Here is a 20,672-nt window from a genome sequence, read left to right as displayed (position 1 = left end):
CTGGCGCTGTGGCACGGCCAGGGGCCCGTCATCATCTACGCGACAGCCTGGGTGTGGCGCTTACCCTCGGCCCGTTTGCGATCGTAGAACCGGCGGGATTCCTCGCACCGTCGCATGGTGAACAGTGCGGAGGTGTAGAGGACGCGCTGAAGTATCCGGTTGTAGCGTTGAGGGCGTCGCAGGTTGCCACTGATTTTCCCGGAGTCCCGTGGAGCCGTAGCGACGCCGCCGAAACCGGCGAGACGGTCGGACGTGCCGAAGAGGGCCCTGTCACCGCCAGTGGCGGCCAGGAACTCGGCGCCGAGGATGACACCCAGGACGGGCATGCTGGTGATCACATGGAAGCTGTGGTGGGTCACGAAACCGGGCCTCGATGAACAAGGTTGCTCAAGATCATTGCGAAACTTCACCGCCCAGATTCCTCAGGAAATCGTCCCGCGTCACGCTTTGCATCAGATTCAAGTCGGCATCGAAGATGTCGACTTGAACAATGTGACGAGGCTTGATCCCCTTCCAGAAGACGACCTCTTGCAGATTCGGGGCGGACGCCAGATTGAGCGTGGCTAGAAGATCAATTCCTCCCGGGGCGTCAATCTTGTAGCGGTAGGTGAATCCCCGACTGCGGGCGTCATCCAACCGCCAGCTGGGAATGTACTCCCGAGGATTGGGGTTTCGGGTGGTGCTGACGAAGGCCGTGTGGTGCTTCACATTCTGGTAGAGCCGGAGACTTCTGGGCAAGCTACCGCTCTTCGGTCTCATACCTTCGACCATGACTATCTCGGGAGGGCGAGAATCCCAACGGTAGAGGGGCTCACGGTCCTGTCTGTACATCACTTTCGTGTACTTCACAGCCCCCTCGGATCTCGCTGTCACAATATTTTCAGGTCGAGGGCCGAAAACGCTCGAGCCGAAGCCGACCGAAGGCTGAGGGTCGAGCGTAGTCTGCCAAGGATGGGCAAAGTAGAATTTTTCGAATGCTAGCCGCATATACTGATCGGACGGATCATCCTCACCGAACGCGTCGGAGTCCTCGTCATAAGACGCGTACCCTTCGACATCGGAGTACTCCGCCCGGGCGGCGTCCGCGTATCAGGTCCCGTCCCGAGATGGGGAGTCCCCGCGTTGCGGTACCGGATATCCGGGTAGACCGGCCACGAAACCGTGCCCTGGACGCGCGACGCCGCTGTGTTCTGCGCGCGTCCGTGGGGGTAAGCCGAGCTGAACCCCGCGGCGCTGCCGTCCGGCTTCTCGTAGAGGTGCAGGCGTACGGGCTCGGCTCCCGAACTCGGTGTGACGGCGGCCTCCCACTCCACCACATGCGCGGCCAGCTTCGTCAGCGCCTCGATCCGGCGGGCGACGGCGGCCGTGGTGGTGGGATCGGGAGCCGGCGCGCTCCGACACGAGAGCACCGTGATGTCAGTAAAGCCCTCCAAGTAGGGCCAGATGAGCTCGACGAGGCCGATCGTGTCGACCTTTCGGGTCCCCCCGTCCTGCGTCACCCCGATGACGGATCCCAGAGTGCCGTGCGAGACCCAGAAGAACGTGCGGCCTCCTCCCGGGTAGGGGAGGTCCCGCTGAACGGAAACTCGCCTGCCCTCGTGGTCCCGATGCCATTCGGTGTACTGGGTCAGGTACGGCAACTGCCGAAGCGCCGGCACACGCTCCGGCATCTCCTCGTGGCTGTAGGACACCAGGCCGGTCGGCCTGCCCTCCTTGTCCAGGATTTCCCCGAGTACAAGTTCGGAGCGCCACTTCGGTCCGGCCCGATCGATGCCTGCCACGCCGACGGGCGCGTGCTCGTCGGCGAGCCCGGCGAGCACCTCGGCGGTCTCCATGGGCGTGAGGTCGAAGATCCAGTCGAGGACGGCGCCGATGGCGTCACTCTCCTCCGGGAACCGGTCGGTTCCGTCGGTCGCGGAAACCACCGGACCGTCCTCCTCCGTCCGCCGCGAAGGCAGGAGGTCGAGGGCGCGCTCGTCGGGCAGCCTGCCATCAGGGGACAGTCCGCGCAGCTCCCGCTCGGAGAGCGGGGCGATGCGCCAGTACCGGGCCCACCCGTCAAGGTAGTTCAGTTCCTCCGGCACCGCTGCACCCTCCGCGGCGATCTCTTCGAACACCATCTGTGCACCGCGCATCAGCTCGTGCACAGTGTGGTGCCGCGCCGGGACCATCCCCCCGATCATCAACAGCCGCAGCGCCGCCAGGTCCACGTCGACGCCCCATTGGTCGCGCATCTTCAGCGCGAACCGCATCAGCGAGTAGGTGGTCCCCGAGGTTCCGGACGTCACCAGGGCGCCGGTGCGGAAGGCGTCCTTCTGCAGAGGGCTACTCAGGACGACTTCGTACAGGTCGGCGCCGGCGACCCAGGAGTCCGTGGAACCTCCCGTCAGGCGCCGCTCGCCATCGCTCAGCGGCGGCTGGACGTCATCGGGCCCGATGCCGACCGCGGTCCCGTAGGCCCATCGCCGGTTCCGCTCCCGCTCCTCCTTCGTACGCTCCACACGGTCCTTGCGCTCAGCCACCAGCGCCGCGGGATACGGGGCCGGGCCCAGAAGCATTTCGAGCAGCTTGTTCTCGCGGGCGGTGTAGAAGAGGGCGAACCGCTCACGGACGTTGCCGGACTCGACGACCTTCTCCAGGGCCGACCAGCTGTCGCCGACCGCACCATCGACCCCCGCGTCCGTGGTCCCCAGAAGCCTCCAGTGGTCGCTCCTGGCCGGGTCGGCACGGTACTCGGCCGCCGTGACACGCTCCCACAGGGCACGCACCAGCGTCTCCAACTGCCTGCCGACGATCTCGTGCGCGGCCGCGTAGCGGCCCAGACGCGCCTCGAAGCGCTCGGCCTCCCGCTGGTAGCGTAGGGCGGCGAGGACCGTGACCGGTGCGTCGTGCTCAAAGGCGGCGGGCTCACCGCGTCCGGCACGCCGCGAGCCGAGCCGGTCGGCGAGGTCGCGCAGCCACTGCTCGGAGATCCGTGCGTCCCGAACCGTCGCGCGCAGTGCCGCCAGCCGCTCGGACGCCACGAGATGGTGCGGAGCGTCCTTGGGAAGCCCGTTCAACCTGCGGAGCACGTCGTGCCTGAAGGCGGCGTCCGTGTACACCGCGAGCCCCCGGCCGAGATCCGTCCCGGGCCGTCCCTGCGCCGGGTCCGCCCCGGCGTGCATGCCCCTGGCCCCGAGCGGCACCGACGGCTCCTCACGGAGTGCACCGGGGGCTTCAGGGTCACCACCGGGAGCTGCCGGATCGGCCGGACCGCCTGGAGTCGGCCCGGATCGTTCGGAACACCGCGCTGGGACGGCCGCCAGGTAGTGGCCGTCCTCGCGCACCAGCAGCACCGAGGGGCTCTCGGGGAGAGTGGTGGTGGCTCCCAGGCGCCGCACCTCCGTCGACGTGCCGCGCTCGGCGAGGACCACCTGGAAGCCGTGCACCCGTCCGAGCACGTCGGCGACCACCTCACCGACCGCACCCGGCCGCTCACCGCCGCGGCCCAGCACCAGCCGCAACTGCTGCACACCGGTGAGGCCGGCCTCCCCCACCGACACCACACCTCCCTGCAGCTCGGCCTGCGTCCGCACCGACACGGTCGGCACGACCCCGACAGCCTTCAGCTCCGCCAGCGACACACGCTGACCCGCCGCCATCAGCTCCGCGCCGGACGGGACGTCGTCCTCGGTGACCTCACCGGCCACCCACCGGTACAACGCCTCCGCCGACAGCCCCGACGGCCCCGTGAGATCCAACCCCGGCCCATCGACCGCTGTATCACCCGTCAGCAGCTGCGGCGCACCATGACGCAGCGCGTGCGCCAGCGCCTCGACCAGCCGGTCCCCCACGCCGACCACCTCAGCCAACCCCAGCTCTGAGCCAGAGAACCGCACCGACCCAGACCCCGACCACTCGAGAAGCAGCGACGCCTCCGCCGAATGCGCCGCGCCGGCCACAGGCACCGCGAGGGAGGAATGGTGGCGCGCTCCAGGAAGAATCCGCTCGTGCGGCGTTACATCCGCGGCGTTGTAGTATGCCGGGTCGGGCCGCGGCGGCATGTTGCGCACACCGCGGAATTTCACGAACGTCACCGCGGTCGTCCTGTCGCGTGACGTGCTGCGGGCCCCCGGTGAGAAGAGGACCTCCTGTGAAAGCAGCGGCATGTCCTCGGACGTCCCGTCCGACTGCTGGGGAAGCCAGCCGCCGTACCAGGCATCGTCGGTCTCTGGAGGAAGCAGCTCCAAGGCCTCGGCGACCATATCGATGTGCATCCGCAGTTCCACGAGGAGTTCACCGGTGAGATCCCGCAGGGCACGGCGCACCACCGGGTCGGAGCCGGGATCGGATCCTTCCGGCGCGTTCTCCACAGCTTCCACCAGGCGCAGGAAGTTGGGGTTCTTGTCCAAAGTTATGTGCTCAAGGCCCTCCAGGGAATTGGGCACGATCCGTTTGAGGAGCCTGGTCCCCAGGGTCCACCGCGCGACGGCATCCCCGAGACGGCTAGTCCTGGCATAGCTCTGCATCATCTCGTAGATACCGCTACGGCTGTAGAGGTACAGCGCGGTCAGGTGTGCCGGCCGAAGTGAGCGCAGGGCCTTGACGCCTTCCTTCCCGTGCCGGTCCAAGAAGGCACGTGCCGACTTGGTATTCGGCATAGTCGCTGGCTGACCGGCCAGGGCTTCGTCGAGGCCGCGTTGCAGATCCTCGGGCACCCGCTCCACCAGCAAGTCTTCGTACTGGTGCTGCCTGGCGTACAGCTGGTGGTGCGGTGCCTCCGGCCGTGTAAAGACCGACTTCTGGGAGGCCGTTTCGACAGGGTCCTCGCGCGGTGCGTAATGGTCCCGGGCCCACAGGTGGAGACGCGCAGCGTCACGGGACAGCGCGGTCCACTCCGCCTGGTCGCCCAGGCCCAGGGCGTGCGAGTCACGCAGCGCCTCGTGCAGGGACTGACGGTTGGTCAGGATCGCCCATGGGATCACTCCGCGGTCGCGGAATCGCTGCAGTTCCTCGCGGTTTGCGCCCAGCAGCCGGTACGCCTGCAGCAGCGTCCGGGCAGGCCCATCCGTACCACCGACATGACGGAACCCGTCAGGACCATGCTTGCCCCGCGCCCGCAGAGCGGCACCCTGCGGCACGCCCGGCACATCGATCCGCGCCGGCAAGGTCCCGACCAACGTGACAGCCGACGGGCCTTCGAAGACCGCCCGGGCAAACGCATCCATCATCGCCAGCACCCCCCGGCGACCCGCCGCGACGTTCCCGACGAACTCCTCCGCTTCCATCGGGCCTCGGTACTCCTCTCCCGGGAAGAACGCCGAGAACGCACCCGATCCACCGTGCCGTTCCACCAGCAGGTTCCACAACCGCCCGAACGCGTCCTGGATGGATCCGTCCGCTCCCTGGCTGCTGAACGCCACCCCCGCGGCCAGCCCCTCCTCAAACCTCTTACTCAGCTGCTGCCACTCGGGATGCGCATACAACACCCCAAACCGCACACCTTCCACAGCCCCCGCAGGCCGCCACCCAGGCACCGACCACGACCGCCGCGCAGGCTCCGCCGGCATCAGCATCGACAGGTCGAACCCGCCACCAGGCCGCACCGTCACCCACCGCGTCGGCCGCCCCTGCCCATCCTCCACCAGATGCACCACCGGAACGCCCGCACCGCCCTCACCCGGAACGACCGCCACCTTCCCAGTCGGGCGCGACACTGGAATACCCCGAGCATCCGCATACGGCTGCAACCGCCGCCACGACGCCGCCGCCCCGTTACCCTCCGCCCCGCAGGCCACCACCATCAGATGACTGACCCCGTCACCCACCAATTCCAGCAACGCGTCCACACTGTTCGCGTGCCCCGCCGCATAAAACGTCCCCGCACCCGAAGCAGGCATCGCCCGAGGCGAATTAACCGGCACACCGGCTGACCCCACACTCCACTCCCGGTACTCCGCCACGTTACCCAGACGCGCGTACACCGGCTCACGCAAAGCCCAGTCATACTCCGAGAACAACGCGGCACCGATCCGCTGGCCGTCGGCCGAGAAGACCTCCCAGCGCTGCAACCCCTCCACGCCACTGTCCGACGGCAGCCCCGCCAACCCGCCGACCACGTCCCCGGGCACATTCCCGGACGCATCTCCGGGCGCATTCCAGTACGCCCGCGCCGGATAAGAGGGTCCCCCTCCGTCCCGCCGTGAGCCCGGGGTGCTGGAGTGCACCGGCCGCGGCGGCATTTCCCGCAGCGTGAGGAGTTCGTACGCCTTACCGGTCTCGGGGTTGGTCGGGTACTCCCTCCCAACGATCTGCCACGCTCCCCCGGGCCCGTACTGGACCTCCTTCTCTTCCGGCCACCGCACGAAGGGGGCGACGATCGGCGCGGTGGAGTCCAGAACATGCCCCAGCACATGGTGTCGGCGGCCGCCGGACACGTCCTTCTTGTTCATGAAGTCGAACGCCTCTTGCTGGTCGTTCGAGGTGCTGCGGAACCAAGGGTTGAACAAGGTGTTCGCGGTGATCAACGGATCATCCGTGCGTACCTCACCGATCTGCCCGGGCATTGAGTCACCGAACCACACATCGGAATTGACTCCCGGCAGTAGTTCCAGTGCCTCCGCAGCCATGGCGACGTGCACCGGCAACTGGTTGCCAATGCGGTCGGTGATGTCATTCAGGGCCTTTTCGACTCTCAGGACAAATTTGTCGGTGGGCTCCGATTCCAGCTCGTCGATGTCTTCCACCAACTGCTTGAACGCCTCGTCGTGCTCTAGAAGTAGCGGCAGGTCCTCGTGAAAGGACGCGAATTCCCGGATCATGCTCCGCAGCATCCAGCGACCGACCGCCTCTCCGAAACGGCCACCGTTGATATGTCTCTTGAACAGCTTGTGGTCGGGCCCGGAGTAGAGGAACATCGCGGTCAGGTGCGCGGGCTGCAGCGCGCGCAGCGCCTCCCGCGCCTCATCCCCGTACGTCTCCAGCCACTCGACGGCCGCCTGCAGCCGGTTCGACGGTGACCACGGCAGCGGCCGCCCGGACAGCGCTGTGGCCAGTTCGTTCTGGATGGTATCCGGCACGATGATGTCGCCGTCATCCACGCTGAACCGGTACGTGCTGCCGTACAGCCGGTGATGCGGCGCCTGCAGCCTCCGGGTCCCTCGCACCCCGGGCGGTGCGAGGTGGGCGTCGGCCCACAGATGCAGGCGCGCCCCATCCCGGGACAGCGCAACGTGCTCCTCCTGGTCGCCCAGTCCGAGGGAGTGCGAGGCACGCAGCGTCTCGTGCAGCGACTGGGCGTCCGACCACACCGCCCAAGCCACGACCGCCTTGCGGAAAGCTGTCAGCTCCGCGCGGTCCGCGCCCATCAACTGGTATGCCTGGAGCAACCCCAGCGCCGGGCCGCCGACACCGCCGACATAGCGGAACCCACGCGCGTCGTGGACGAGCCCAGACACCCCCTCTTGGTAGCCCTGCTCCCGCACCGGCCCGGCAGGAGCGATCCGCCCCGGCAGTGTCCGGCTGAGCGCGGTCGGTGATGAGCCGTGAACCGCACGGGTGAACGCGGCCATCAGTTTCTTCAGCCCGGGCCGTGAGGCGACGAAGTCCCGGACCCCCCATACAGGCCCCTGTCCCGGGTGGTCCGGCGGGAAGAACGCCAGATCCGCACCCTGCTCACCGTGCTGCCGCACCAGGAAGTTGAAGAGCTGCTCGAACCCCCGCCGGGCCGTGGCCAAGACTTCCCGGTCACTTGCCAGCGCCGCGGCGAGCTCGGACTCGAAGTACACGCTCAGCGTCTGCCAATTGGGATCGCCGTACAGGCCCGAACCGCACACTCTCCGGGGAACCGGCCGGCTGCCAGCCCGTGACCGACCAACGTCCCGCGCCATGGTCCGTTCCGGCCGGAAGCGGGGGCGTCAGCGGCGAGACCGGGGCCAGCGCGAACGCTTCGCCGGGCCGGGCGACCGCCCATGTCGTCGGCCGCCCCGCAGAGTCCTCCAGCAGGTGAATCACCGGCATCTCAGCGCCGACTTCCAGGTCGACCGACATCGGTCCGACGTTTTGGAACACGTTCAGTGCCGTGCTGTCCGCGATGGCCCGCAGCCTGCTCCCCAGCGAGCGCACACCGTCTTCGGTCAGCGGATTTTGCGGCCGGCCAACCAGAATCACCAGATCGCGGAACCCGGCTGCCAGCAGACGGCCATGGTCACCTAGTAGGACTCCGTTAGGTGTGTTTGGGCTGGCTGTCTGGTGCGGTGTGTGGGCAGGGGGCGGTGGCAGGTGGTGCAGGTGCCGGTCCAGCAGTTCAGCAGGTCTTGGAGGGCGTCGAGGGTCTGGTAGAGGGACAGGCCGGCGTGTCGGCTTTTGGGGCCAGTCGCTGCTCGGTGAGGAAGGCGTGGGCGGCGGTGACCAGGGTGGCGTGGTGGTGCCAGCCGTTCCAGGAACGGCCTTCGAAGTGGTCCAGGCCCAGGCCGTGCTTGAGTTCGCGGTAGTCGTGCTCGATCCGCCAGCGGATCTTGGCCAGCCGTACCAGGAGGCGCAGAGTGGTGTGGGCGGGCAGGCTGGTCAGCCAGTAGTCGGTGGGCTCTGGCTGGTGGGGCGGCCATTCGGCCAGGAGGGTCTCGGCCGGCAGGGTGCCGTCCCAGGCGTCGCGTCCGCCGGCCTGATCGCGTGCCGCTTTGCAGGCCGCGACGCCGGCCGGCCGGACTTCCATGACGATGAAGCGGCCGGTCATCGCGCCGCGGCTGCCCTCCCGCCAGGTGCACCGCCGCAGCGACCTGCGTCCCGCTGCCATGACAAGATCCTTCACCGAGCGGGCCGCCTCCCGGTAGCGCGGCAGGCGGGGTGCGCCCATCCGCCCCGCCCGCTGCGGCGTGCTGGGCACGGCCTCGGCCGGATGGACGCTGGTGTCCCCGCGCACCGCGGTGATGTAGTCCAGACCGCGATCGCGCAATCCTGCCCGGAAGGGATGGATCTGGCCGTATCCGGCGTCCGCCACCACCACAGGTGGGGCCAGGCCCCACCGGGCCAGCTCGTCCAGGACATCCAGCGCCAACCGCCATTTCTCCTGGTGCCGCACCTCGTCCGGCACCCCGGTGACCCGGCGACGCTGGGTGTCGTCGTCCCACTCCTTCGGCAGGAACAGCCGCCACTGCAACGGCACCGAGGCGGTGTCGCTGACCGCGTGCACACTCACCGCGACCTGGCAGTTGGCCTGCTTGCCCAGCGCGCCGCAGTACTGACGGGCAACCGCGACCGACATCCGGCCGTCCTTGGGAAAGGACACATCGTCCACCACGAAGGCGTCCGGGCTGATCAGCGGCACCATCCGCGCGGCGATCCGCTGCTGCACCGGCATCGGATCCCACGGCGACTGATTCACGAACTGCTGCAGATTCTGCTCGCTGCCATCCGGCAGCCGCTCGGCCATCGGCTGGATCGACTTACGCCGCCCGTCCAGCATCAGCCCGCGCAGGTAGCAGTCGCCCTTCGCCCGCTGATCCCGCCGCGGCACCGACGCGAACACATCCGCTACGAACTCGGCTAACTCCGCCCGCAGGCCCTCCACTTGCCGCATGTCCATACACCCACCGTGCCCTCAACCGCACACAACAGGCAAACACACCTAACGGAGTCCTACTAGCAGGCTCTTGACCCACCGGGGATTCGTCACCGTCGTTCCGCCGTCGGCGAGCACGGCGAGGAAGAACGTGCTTTGTCCCGATGCAGGCATCCGCACCTGGATCGCGACCGCCTCACCACCGGGGCCGTGGCTCCACTGCCTGTACTCCGACACCTCTTGCAGACGCGCGTATGCCTTCGCGCGCAGGGACCAGTCGTGAGGCGAGAACAAGGCCAGACCGAACTGTCGAGAGCCCGCAGCGAGGCTTCTCATCACCGGCGCCGACGTGGCTGTTGCGGGGGTCCCCCTTTCCGGCCCTCGTCGGCTGACGCGCTCGGGCGGCGCATTCCAGTACGCCCTCGCCGGATAAACGGGCACCGCCCTCTCCCGGGGATGGGCCATCCGCGCCTGCTCATCGTGGGTGAGACCGCCCGCCGCCGTGTCGGACATCGCGGGATCTGGAGTGGGCCGCGAAGCCGTGCCAGAGGTACCAGACGCCGAGGCGTCCGGGTCGTGCTCCTCCGTCGTGCCGTCGGGGTGGTGGATGAACCATCCGCCGGGGCTGCCGTCGGGGGCCTCGAGCATATGCACGTCCACGGACTCGCCGTCCGCCGCGGGCGCGGGCGCGGAGCTCCAGCGGGGCTGAAGGACAGTGAGACCGGTGGTGCGCGCGACCCCGCGTCCCACCGGCTTGTCCGCCGGACCGGTGCCGCAACTCAGCATCACGACGACGGTGCCGGGGGCGAGCGTGGCCAGGCTCGCCCGGGACATGGTCCAGCTGGCGATCCCGTCTTCCCGGATCTGCTGGACAGTGCCGTCGGCCAGGGCCGCCTCGAGGCGGTCCGTGGCACCGTGCCCGGCCATATAGAATCGGGGGCGTCCCGGGAGCGGCATCGGCAGCCGCCTGCTCACCCTGCCTCCGTCGAGAGACCGGCGCCACTCGACGTATTCGGTCGCCTTGGGAAGATTCTGGTAGACAGGCTTGCGAAGCCTCCAGCCTTCGGGGTTGAACGACGCCTCGCCAATCGGCTTGCCGTCGTTGTCCACGATGTCGCGGAGCAGGACCGGCGCATGCCACTCGGGGGCGGAAGGGAGTGAGGACTGCGGCGCGGGAAGCCCAAGGTGTATCTCGCTACGCACATCATCGACCAGGGCGCGGGCTCGCGCGAGCAGCGCCTCGCGGACCTCGGCCAGCCATGCATCCCGGTCCGGCCCATCCTCGATCGCCGCGGCCTCGCCCACCAGCTCGCTGAAGACCTGATCACACATCAGCACCTGCGGAAAGCCGGAGTCCGCCGCCAGGCCGTCGTGGACAGCAGCCTCGATCGCCGCCAGCAGCACACGGCCGTCCTCGGCCCCCGTGCCCGGGTCGACGAACTCGGCGTCGGATCCCGCGTTCACGTACGCGGCGTCCGGCTGCGCGGACGCGTCCGCGGCCGGAACCTCGCCCTGTCCGGTACCGTCCCGACCAGCCGGTGGCGCCGCGTTCCCGGACGGCGCGGCCGGGTACGGTTCCTCCGGCAGGTCCTGCGGCTCGATCGCGGACGGCACAGCAGCCGTCAGCCCCAGTGCGTGCTCGTCCGGTAGCTTCCCGTCCCTGCCCAGGGCGCGCAGTTCCTCCGGCGACAGGGGGGCGATGTTCCAGTACCTCGCCCACCCGTCGTTGTAGTTCAACTCGTCGGGAACCGGTGTGCCGTCGTCGTCCAGTTCCTCGAATACTTCCTGCGCGCCGAGCATGACCTCATGGAAGGTGTGCTCCTTGGTCGGAACCATCCCGCCGATCATCGCCAGCCGCAGCAGGGCGAGGTCGACCTCGACCCCCCACTGCTCCCCCATCTCCAACGCGTAACGGGTCAGCAGGTAGGTCGTGCCCGATGTTCCGGTCATGACCAGGCCGCCGGATTCCTCCGCGTACTGCTGCACCCTGTGTTCCATGCGGAAGCTGCCCCGCATGCTCGCCGGCCGCCAGGTCACCGTCGGACCCGGCATCATCCGCCGTTCCGCCTCGCTGAGGGCGGGCCGTACGTCTTCCACCGGCGTGTTGGCCCACAGCCCCGTCGTCAGAACGAACGGATCCGGCGAACTTTGCTCAAGACCAAGGTGTTCATTGGCGAAGGGGTACCGGACATGCCCGAGAAGATCGGCCAGCAATTCGTGGTGCATCGAGAAGTACAGCATGGCGAGCCGCTCACGCAGGTTGCCCGACTCGACCACCTTCGCCAGCGCTTCCCGGTCCACGCCGACCGCACCGATCTCGCCGTTGTCCCACGACCCCGTGAGCGGCCAGAGCAGGTCGGAGTCCTTCACTCTCTCCCACAGGGCGCCCAAGAGCCGCCCCAGCTGCTCGTTGGCAGCCTCGTGCTCGGCCGCGTAGACACCGAGCGCCTGCTCGAACCAGGCTGCCTCCTGCTGGTAGCGGATGTTCTGGACGACCCAGTCCGGCGCGTCGGTCGGGCTCCAGGAACTGCCACCCCGGCCCTGTGCGCCCCCGGCTTCGCCGGGTGTCCCCGTCTCCGGCCCGGCGGGCACCGCATCGCCTGCGGCGACCTGCCCGGCCAGGTTCCTGGAGACGGCTGCCCCGGCCTCTCGGAGCATCCGCCCCAGTGCGTCCCAGAACTCCGCCCGCTCCTGAAGCTGTTGCCGCACCGCACGCTCGATGAAGAGACGGCCGTCCTCGTCCGCCCAGGCAAGCTCCGCCGTGTACCGGTTGATGACGTGATCCGTCTGGCGGATGTACCGCGCTGCGATGTCCTGGGCTTCACTTTGGAATTGCTCCAGCCGCTCCTCGACCTCGCGTGGCGGGGGCTCTTCGACCCCTTCGTACCGCCGCAGCCACCGGGTGAACCGGGCATCGGCACGCCGGAGTTCGGCCTGCTGGTTTCGCGTTTCTATCCGGTCCACGCTCGCCGCGAAGCCGAGCGGGTTCATGGTCCCGTCGGGCAGGTAGCGCCCGTCACCGTCCGGGTTGATCACCGCGACCGGACGTGCCCCGCGCGACGTCCCGTCAATACCCCCTCCGAGGTCGAGCGGCAGCCCCGAGGCGATCCTCGCCTCAGGGCGGTAAACGTTGAGGACCAGGCGGGCGAGGGCCGCCGGTTCCTCCGCGGCCAGTGCCGCCCGCTGGAAGTCCCCGCCGATACGCGCGACTTCCCGGACCACCGACAAGGCGATCCCCTCCCGCACATCACCGCCGGAGAAGACCTCCTCGTCAAACGGCACCACGACGGTCCGCCGCTCCTGCGGGGCGTCGAGATACGTATGCGCCCATGCCTGGGAGTCCTCGCCGTCCAGCCTCTCGGTTGTGCGGACGGGTGACCGGGCGCCCTCCTGCCACACCTCCCGCGCCTCCGGGTCAGCAAGCGCACCGCTCGGGTCCCGCAAGGAGATCCAGCCCGGGAACCGCTCCAACAGATCGAGGTCGAACACAATCGTCGTCACCGCCGACGGGCTCTCCAACGGCCCGTCGTCAGCGCTCAGTTCGAGGAGAACGGACCCCTTCTCCTCCGAGGAATGCCTGCCCGGCGCGTTCCGCGGCGGGTCGGTGGGCGGCCGGACGGCCTGGTCGGCCAGGGCGCCTTGGGGCGTCAGTACGCCGGCGTTGGCGAGGGCGTGATACGCACCCGTTCCGTACTTGAGTCGGAAGGGGAGGCCCATCAGGCGCTCGCGCAGCGTCCGCCACTCTGGCTGTCGTAGCAGCCCGAAAACGTCGGACCGCAGGCCCTGGAGGTTTCGACGGGAGAGCTCACGGAGGGAGGCAGCATCGGGCAGGACCGGCCCGGTCGCCGGTGTGGTGTCGGTGAGCGTTCGCGCTGCAACGGGATGCGTGCCGACGTTCCGGGCGAAGCCGGCCACGGTTCCGGCCTCTACGGCCCGCTCCACCGCGACGGCCAGATCCCGCGCCGCCTCCGCCACCGGAAGGTACGCACTGCGCATGCCGTGCAGGCCACCTGTACGAGCGGCGTCCGTGACCCACCCGCCGGTCAGTGCTCCCGACACCACGCCCGCCGCCGCGCGCACCTCACCGGCGCGTTCCCTCAGCAACCGGTCCTCGACCGGCTCCGCGCCCGAGGCCACGGTTGCGAGAAGCGGCTCCAGCTCGCCCAGTCCCGCCTGTAGTTCGCCGAACCGCTCCTGGATCTCCGCACCGGACCACATCATCCACTCGGCGTGCGTACCCCCTGCCGCCCGCGCTGCGCGATCCATCCGCACCGCGAACTGGCGCAGGCGCGCCGGCACACCCAGGAGACGTCCGGCAGCGGTCTGCTCCATCACCTCGTGCAACTCACGCTGGGACAACTCGTGAGCGGCGATCACCCACGATCTCGGGGGGAATCCGGGCCGCGCCGTCCACCTCTCCTGCCAGGACGGCGTTCCTGCCGAGAATTCCGAGGGTGCCGCGGATTCCCAGAAGCCCTGGCCGTTGCCGAGCAGGTAGAGGAGGTCGAGCGGCTGCGGCTCACCCCGTTCCTCGTACGTCTTCTGAGCCAGGACGACAGCCTCCGCCGGTCCGGCGTTCCATTCGTTGGGGTGGGGTAGGTCGGATGCGTGTACGGGGGGTTCGGGTGTGGTGGGCTGGTGGTGGGGGGTGCTGGTGGTGGTGGCTATGCCGAGTTCCTCGAGTGCGGCCCGGGTCTCCCGTGTGATGGCGGTCTGTCCGCTGCGGACGTGGCTGATCCATGGGCCGAGGCCGATCTGTATTAGCTGCCCGTTGATCATCACTTTGGTGACCTGAGTAATGCTGGAGTCGTTTTCATGGCTGTTCATCCAGGCGCGGGCGGCCTCCAGATAGTCCTCCTCCGTACTGGTGGTGGTGGGTGGCGGGTCGTCCGGGAGTGGCTGCATGGTTTGGCTGCCGGCGCCTGTACGGGACCGGTTTGCGGGTGGCGCTGCCCCGTCGGGACCGGCTGCCGCCGGGTCCCTTGGCGGTTGTACCCCGGCCGACCCTGCCTTCGGCAATTCCCCGGTCAGCGCAGCTTGGCCGCCGGGTTCGAAAGCGGCGGGCACGGGCTCGTGCGCCTGCGGCCGGTAGGCGTTCTCGACCTGGTCCCAAAAGGCCCGGTAACCGTTGTACAGGTCGTTCTCCGCCTGCGTATGCAGTACGGGATTCGCCCGACCCGGGTCAAGGGCCGCCGGATCAGAGCCGTACATCCGCTCCAGAATCGGCAACAACGCCGGCTCGTTTCCCCGTACCCACTCGGCGCCATTGTTCCGCGGCTGTTGGGTGTAAAAATCCACCCCGTGGTTCGTGCCGAGATAGGCGTTACTGGCCTGTGCGAAGTATTCCCACTCATCCACAGAGGAGTAATTACCGACCCGCTGCCCCTGGAGGTCAAGCAACGGACCGTCCGGCCACTGAGCACTCGGCCCCTGACCGATCTTTTCCCGGTACGCCCCCGCGATCACCGCCCGTTCAGCATCAGTCATTCCGAACTTATGGATCATATGCGCGAGCTCATGCGTCGTCGACGAATATCCATCAGCGTATGGATCACCGGCACCCGGCACACTGGTGGACTCCCCAAGGAGATTCTCCTCAGTAACGGCCGCCGTCCGATCAATCCCGCGCCCGCGCACCATGTCCCACATCCGGTCATCGCCCAGTTGCCGCCCCCGCAGATGACGGAACGCATCCAGCGAGGTCATCGCCTCATTCTTGGGCACAACCACCACACGTGAGCCCCCAGTCAGGAGCCGCGCCGCCACCTCGGGATCACGCAGCATCCGCGCTATCTGCGCCTGAACCTCATGCCGTGCTGAAACCGGCTGATCCACCCCATCCGGGATCTGCACCATCAACTGCGCCGCCACACGCGCGAACTCGTCCGTCGACAGCACCGTACGCAACCTGTCCACCACCTCCAGGTCCGACGCCAGCGACTCCCGCTCGGAAGACGACAGCAGAGCCAGCTTCGCCAGCCACTTATCCACCGGTATCCCAGGCAACCGCACCGCCAGATCCCGCACCACGGCAGACACCGTCGCCTTCTGCTCCGACGCCTCAGCGACGTCCGGCGACTTTGCGGCAGCCTCAGAAACCTTCGAATAGTTCCCTTGACGCCTCGACAGGTCTGTGGCGTTGAAGGACACCGCTCCTATGCGTTTGCCCCTCGAGTCGTTGACGGCGCTGACGAGCAGCCGAGGACGGGCCCACGCGCTGTTCGACGGCTTCGTGTACTTCTTCGGGCCTTGCGCCGGTTTCGCGGGTGGGACGATGAACGTGCCGGCTGGCTGGATGGCCGAGGAACCAGTTTTCGTACCGCTGCCGTGCGCTGATGCGGTCTGCGGGGTGGATTGGGCAGGGTCTGCGCTCGAGGTGGAGACCGTCGCTACGACCGGAGTCTTGCTGGTCGTGGGTGTCGCACCGGGTGTCGTACCGGGTGTCGTACCGGCGGTGGGAGTCTTACTGGCTGTGGGTGTCGTGCTCGCGGCAGAAGCCGGGGTGGCCGTGTTGGTGGAAGCGGGGTTGGCCGGGGCTGTCTTGGCCGGGGCGGCGTTGTCAGCGTGGGTTGGTGTCGGAGCCTGGCCGAGCGGAGCGCTCGTGGTGGGCGCGGGTGGTGTCGGGCCGGCTGGAGCGCCTGTCCCGGTGTGGGCCGGCGATCCGGGTGTGGCCACGGCGGCTTGCCCGCTGTGGGGTGCGGTGCCGGCGGGCTGAGGACGGGTTGTCGTGCCCCCGTCGGTGACGGCCGGTGCAGGCGATACCGCGCTGTCCGCTGTGGGGCGGTGGGGACTGGTACCCGAGTCCGTGGTGTTTTCCGTGCGTTCCGGGCTGTCTGATACAGGGCTGAGGGGATCGGGGCGAGCCGGGCCGGCAAGGTCCGGCTGATCCTGGCCGGGCCGCAACCCAGGCTGGTCGGGGGTAAGTCTGGGCTGGTCGGGCTGGATGGTGGATGCGGCATCCGCGGCGGCCGAGTCAGCCGGCGGAGCCCACTGGCTCTGGGCGGAACTGCCCAGGCCCGGTGTACTCGATGCCGGCGTGCCCAAGGTGTTCGGGTCGTTGCTTCCCACGGGGAGGTCGGCATCCGGCAGTTTGCCCGGTATGCCGCTGTCGCCGATGGCCGGCACGGTGGCGGACGCGTCGGTGAAGCCACCGGCCACTCTCGGCGGCGGGAAGTCGGCGGACTCGAAGTCGGTGACAGACGAGGCGCCACTGAGGTCGCTGACATCGCTGAACACCGACGGCACGTCACTGGCGTCTGTCAGGGCGCTGACGTCACTGACATCGCTGAAGATCGACGCCGTGTCACTGTCCGGGTCGGTGAGGTCGCTGACATCGCTGAACACCGACGGCACGTCACTGGCGTCTGTCAGGGCGCTGACGTCACTGACATCGCTGAAGATCGACGCCGTGTCACTGTCCGGGTCGGTGAGGTCGCTGACATCGCTGAACACCGACGGCACGTCACTGGCGTCTGTCAGGGCGCTGACGTCACTGACATCGCTGAAGATCGACGCCGTGTCACTGTCCGGGTCGGTGATGATGTCGGGTACGTCCAGCGGATCCACGACGCTCAGGGCGACGCTCTGATCCGCGCCAGGGCCACTGGAGCCGGTGAAGGCCGGCTTCGTTCCAGAGCCGTTGGCTCCGGCTCCGGCTCCGGCTCCGGCTCCGGCTCCGGCTCCGGCTCCGGCCACCAACGGGTTGGGGTGCCCAAGAGTGTGGGGCACACCGGGCGTGACATCGGTTGTGACCTCGTCGGCCGTGTGCGAGGTGCTGGACGTCACCTGCGGGCGGCTCTCCGATCCTGCGCTGCCCGCCCCTTGCCCGTCAGGGTTCGTAACGGAGTTCAAGTCCGTCTTGTTCTTCAAGAAGTCCATCTTGTTCTTGAAGATGTCGTTGATCGCCTTGCCGGTCGCAACCCCTACGCCCGCCGTGGCGTGATGCATGACCCCGCTCACGCCGGCACTCAGCATCGTGTCCGGGTCGACACTGAACTTGCCGGTGAACATCAAGTCGAAGACAGTCTTCGCGCTTGTCTCGGCGAATGCCTCGTTGACGAAGGAATCGGGAAGCTCGACCGCTTCCTTGACCCATTTAGGCTGGTCCTTGACGAGGTCCTTCGTGACCTTATTGGTGATCGACTTGAGTCCGGCGCCCGCGATGCCTCCCATCGCCTCAAGGAGCGCGGACTTACCGATGTCCGTCCAGTCGAAGTCCGTACGCCGCCGGTCAGCATTATCCGGACCCACCATTGACGTGAGTTGCGCCAGGAAGCTGGTGAAGGCCCCCTGCAGGCCCTCCATCGCTCCGGCGATCGGGATAGGCAGCTCACGGCTTATCCGTCGCGCGATGAGTATCATGGCGAGAGCCGTACGATATTTCGCAAGGAGGATTTCGGACAGCGAGAAGCCGCCGGTCAGCGCGGCCCTGATGCTGATCAGCGCGATCTCCAGCATCATATAGCTGAATTCGATGATCAATTCAGCCTTGCCCTCGGCCATCTTCATCGAGCGTTGCACCTGGACCCAGGCGCGTTCGTCGAGCTGCTCGGCGAACTCGCTCAGATGGTTCTTGCCGTTGTCGTCGATGAACACCCGCACCGCACTGCTGAACTGTTCGCCGATGCTCTCCGGTAGCGAATACGCGATCTCAGACAGTCCACGGCTCAGGAAGGACGAGAGACTGCGGAGTTGATCCGCCGACATCTCAAAAGGGAACCGGCTTCTATAGCCCTCGTCCTCGTTTCCGCTGAAGTATTTACCGCCTACATAGACCTCCATGAACTCGGCGAGAGCCGGGGGGACGTTGATCATAGTGCTATCGCTTCGTTCCCGCGTCAGGGTCGGCGGAGCCGGCGCCGCCCATCCAGTCGAGGGCGTCCGTCTGGGGCTTCTGGACGGCGGCGGCCTGATCGACGACCGCTCGGTACAGCGCGTCGAGCCCGTCCGAGATCTTCTGCATAATGCCGAGGGACGTGTCTCGCTCCTCCACCCAGGCAGGGCCCACCACGTCGGCGAACGGGTCGTCCACGCCTTCCTCACCCCACCATCCGTAAACGCCGTTCATATCCTTCTCGAATTCAGGGCCAAGCGTGCTGTGCAATCTCGCGGCGTCGCCAAGGTTCTCAGAGCTGGCGAGGATCTTGTTCACGTCCGCAGAGTAGTCAGCCACGGCCGTTGCCCTCCTCTTCGTCATCGATCTCGTCGCGGAGCCGGCTCATGGGCGTCGGTGCATGATCGTCAGCGGCCATTTCCTGCTTGAGCGGACCGAGGAGCTTCTCCCAGTCCAGCTCGCGCCCTTCCTGGGCGGCTCCACCAGCGATTGTTCGGGCCACCGGATCCATCTTCTCGACCATGTGGCGCGCCATATCCGCTCGCGCCTGGGAGGCCGCTTGAATCACCGCTGCGGAGAGCTGCGAAGCCGCCATGGTCTTGTACTTCCCGTCGAGGAAATCGACGCTCACCAAATCACCCTTCGAACCCACGGTCACCTGCACCGACCGGTCCACCGAACGTGCCGTGGCCGAGGCTTGCCGCAGCTCGGCAGCGGGGTTGCCTGTTGACAGGCCCCACAACGGGCCCGACTTTCAACCGCGCCGGCTGGTGTCGTCGAGACTGACCCCGCCGACGAGGTGCTGCCCCATCGACGGGAGACCAGTGCATCGTCCTGGGCCTGACACACTTCGCGGTCATGGCCGACAGGTCCCGGATCCGGTCGCGGACCAGCCCGGCTCCTTGCCGTGGGGCTGCCGGTCGGGCACCACCGGCCCGCGCCGCACCGCCTCCCACGACGGCAGCGGTCTGCCCCACAGCCACTCCCGCGCCCGCCGGTCGTGGGGCAGGCCCAGGCTGTCCGAGGCGTTTTGGGAGGCATGTCCAGGTGGTTGCGCCACGGCGTGTCGGGCCACGGCGTGCTCCTGGTGGGTGGGGTGGGCATGAGTTCAGTGGTGCCGCCGGTTCTTGCGGCGGCGCACCGCGGTGTTGACGAGCGCTCCGGCGCCGATGAGGGCGAGGGCCGAGCCAAGGATCAGCCCGGGCTCCTTGTTGCCGGTGTCGGCCAGGCTGCCGCCCGGCGAGGACGGTGTGGGCGACGGGGCGGGCCTTGTTGTGCTCGGCACGGGGGACGGGGTGATCGTCGGCGTGCGGGTGGACGTCGGGGTCGGCGTGGGAGTTGGTGCCGTGGGCAGGTAGCCCCCGAAGGGGACGTGGCGAGTCTCCGCGCCGCCGGTGGCCTTGAGGGCGCGTGCAACCACCGTGCCGTTGACCGGCGCACCGGTGCCGCGGAGCACCGCGATGGCCCCGGGTGTGGTCTCGGCCTCCGCCAGCTCCTGCGAAAGGGCGCGCAGGCCGCGGAACGCGCCGCGAATGTCGAGGGGCGGGGGACCCTTGACGACCCTCCCCGCCAGGGCCTCGGCCGCGCCGGGGTTGCGGACGGCATCACTGTGCACGAAGTCACCCGCGACGACCAGGATTGCCTTGCCGGGCAGCGCGTCGACCTCCGCATCGGTCAGCTTGCTGCCGGCGGTGAAATCGGCGTCGCCGCCGATGACGACCGCACCATCGGAATCGGGCGAGTGGACGGTGTCCCCGGCAACGACGTCGCTGTACTGCCGGGCCACGCCGAGCCGCTGGGCACACTGCGGTCCGGCCGGAGGCGCGGAGACGGCCAGGGAGAACGTTCCGAGAGCCATGGAACCGCTGAGTGCCAGCACCACGCTGCGGGCTGTCATGCGCATGAGATGAATTCCTCTCAGATGTCGTTGCCCGCTGACACGTGCCCGTGCGGGGCTCGGTTCAGTTCACAGGGCGGCGCACCGACACCGTGCCCGTCACAGATGCATGGCCCTGTGGCGTCATGGCTGGGGCAGAGTCCGGGTCCGGCAGTGTGAACGCGGGACGGCGCCACCCTCTTTCCGCCTGACGGGGGCGGCATGACGCCCGACCGAGTCGCCGAGAACCGAGCGGATCGCGGGGGCACTCGACGCGGCAACGGCCGCCATGCGCTCCGTGTACGTGCGGGGCATGGCGGGCAACCTCAAGGATTCTTACTGACTTCGGCTCGTTAGCCTCGCGCTTTCATGAGGCAGGGCGTCCGGTGGGTGATCAGAAACGCAGAGAGTGCTCCTGACCTGCA

7 protein-coding genes and 1 pseudogene are annotated in these 20,672 nt (G+C 68.1%); all 8 read right to left on the bottom strand.

The genetic code is table 11. The features are described from left to right. Positions 1 to 41: 41 nt before the first annotated feature. Positions 42 to 362, bottom strand: a pseudogene (locus QFZ82_RS00580) (IS110 family transposase); the annotation flags it as partial. Between the two features lie 31 nt (positions 363 to 393). Then, a complete protein-coding gene (locus tag QFZ82_RS00575) occupies positions 394 to 831 on the bottom strand; it encodes a hypothetical protein (protein ID WP_373429211.1) in 438 nt (145 codons plus the stop codon). A gap of 146 nt (positions 832 to 977) precedes the next feature. Beyond that, complete coding sequence (locus tag QFZ82_RS00570) at positions 978 to 7,766, bottom strand: hypothetical protein (protein WP_307711273.1); 6,789 nt, start codon at positions 7,764 to 7,766, stop codon at positions 978 to 980. Positions 7,767 to 8,284: 518 nt separating this feature from the next. Continuing rightward, positions 8,285 to 9,562: an IS701 family transposase gene (locus tag QFZ82_RS00565; RefSeq protein ID WP_307711272.1), complete on the bottom strand. Its 1,278-nt coding sequence runs from the start codon at positions 9,560 to 9,562 to the stop codon at positions 8,285 to 8,287. Between the two features lie 42 nt (positions 9,563 to 9,604). Continuing rightward, positions 9,605 to 18,352, bottom strand: a complete 8,748-nt coding sequence (locus QFZ82_RS00560) for a hypothetical protein (RefSeq protein WP_307711271.1) — start codon at positions 18,350 to 18,352, stop codon at positions 9,605 to 9,607. Between the two features lie 4 nt (positions 18,353 to 18,356). Then, positions 18,357 to 18,710: a hypothetical protein gene (locus QFZ82_RS00555; protein ID WP_307711270.1), complete on the bottom strand. Its 354-nt coding sequence runs from the start codon at positions 18,708 to 18,710 to the stop codon at positions 18,357 to 18,359. Beyond that, positions 18,703 to 19,113 (bottom strand): YbaB/EbfC family nucleoid-associated protein, encoded by a 411-nt coding sequence (locus tag QFZ82_RS00550; RefSeq protein WP_307711269.1) that lies wholly within the window; start codon positions 19,111 to 19,113, stop codon positions 18,703 to 18,705. Before QFZ82_RS00550 ends, QFZ82_RS00555 begins: the two co-directional genes overlap by 8 nt. Positions 19,114 to 19,479: 366 nt before the next feature. Next, positions 19,480 to 20,274 (bottom strand): collagen-binding domain-containing protein, encoded by a 795-nt coding sequence (locus QFZ82_RS00545; RefSeq protein WP_307711268.1) that lies wholly within the window; start codon positions 20,272 to 20,274, stop codon positions 19,480 to 19,482. Positions 20,275 to 20,672 lie beyond the last annotated feature (398 nt).

Origin of the sequence: Streptomyces sp. V4I23, assembly GCF_030817975.1 — a bacterium.
Classification (GTDB): Bacteria; Actinomycetota; Actinomycetes; order Streptomycetales; family Streptomycetaceae; genus Streptomyces.
Note: the sequence above shows the minus strand (reverse complement) of the source record. Positions and strands in the feature narration are given on the sequence as shown.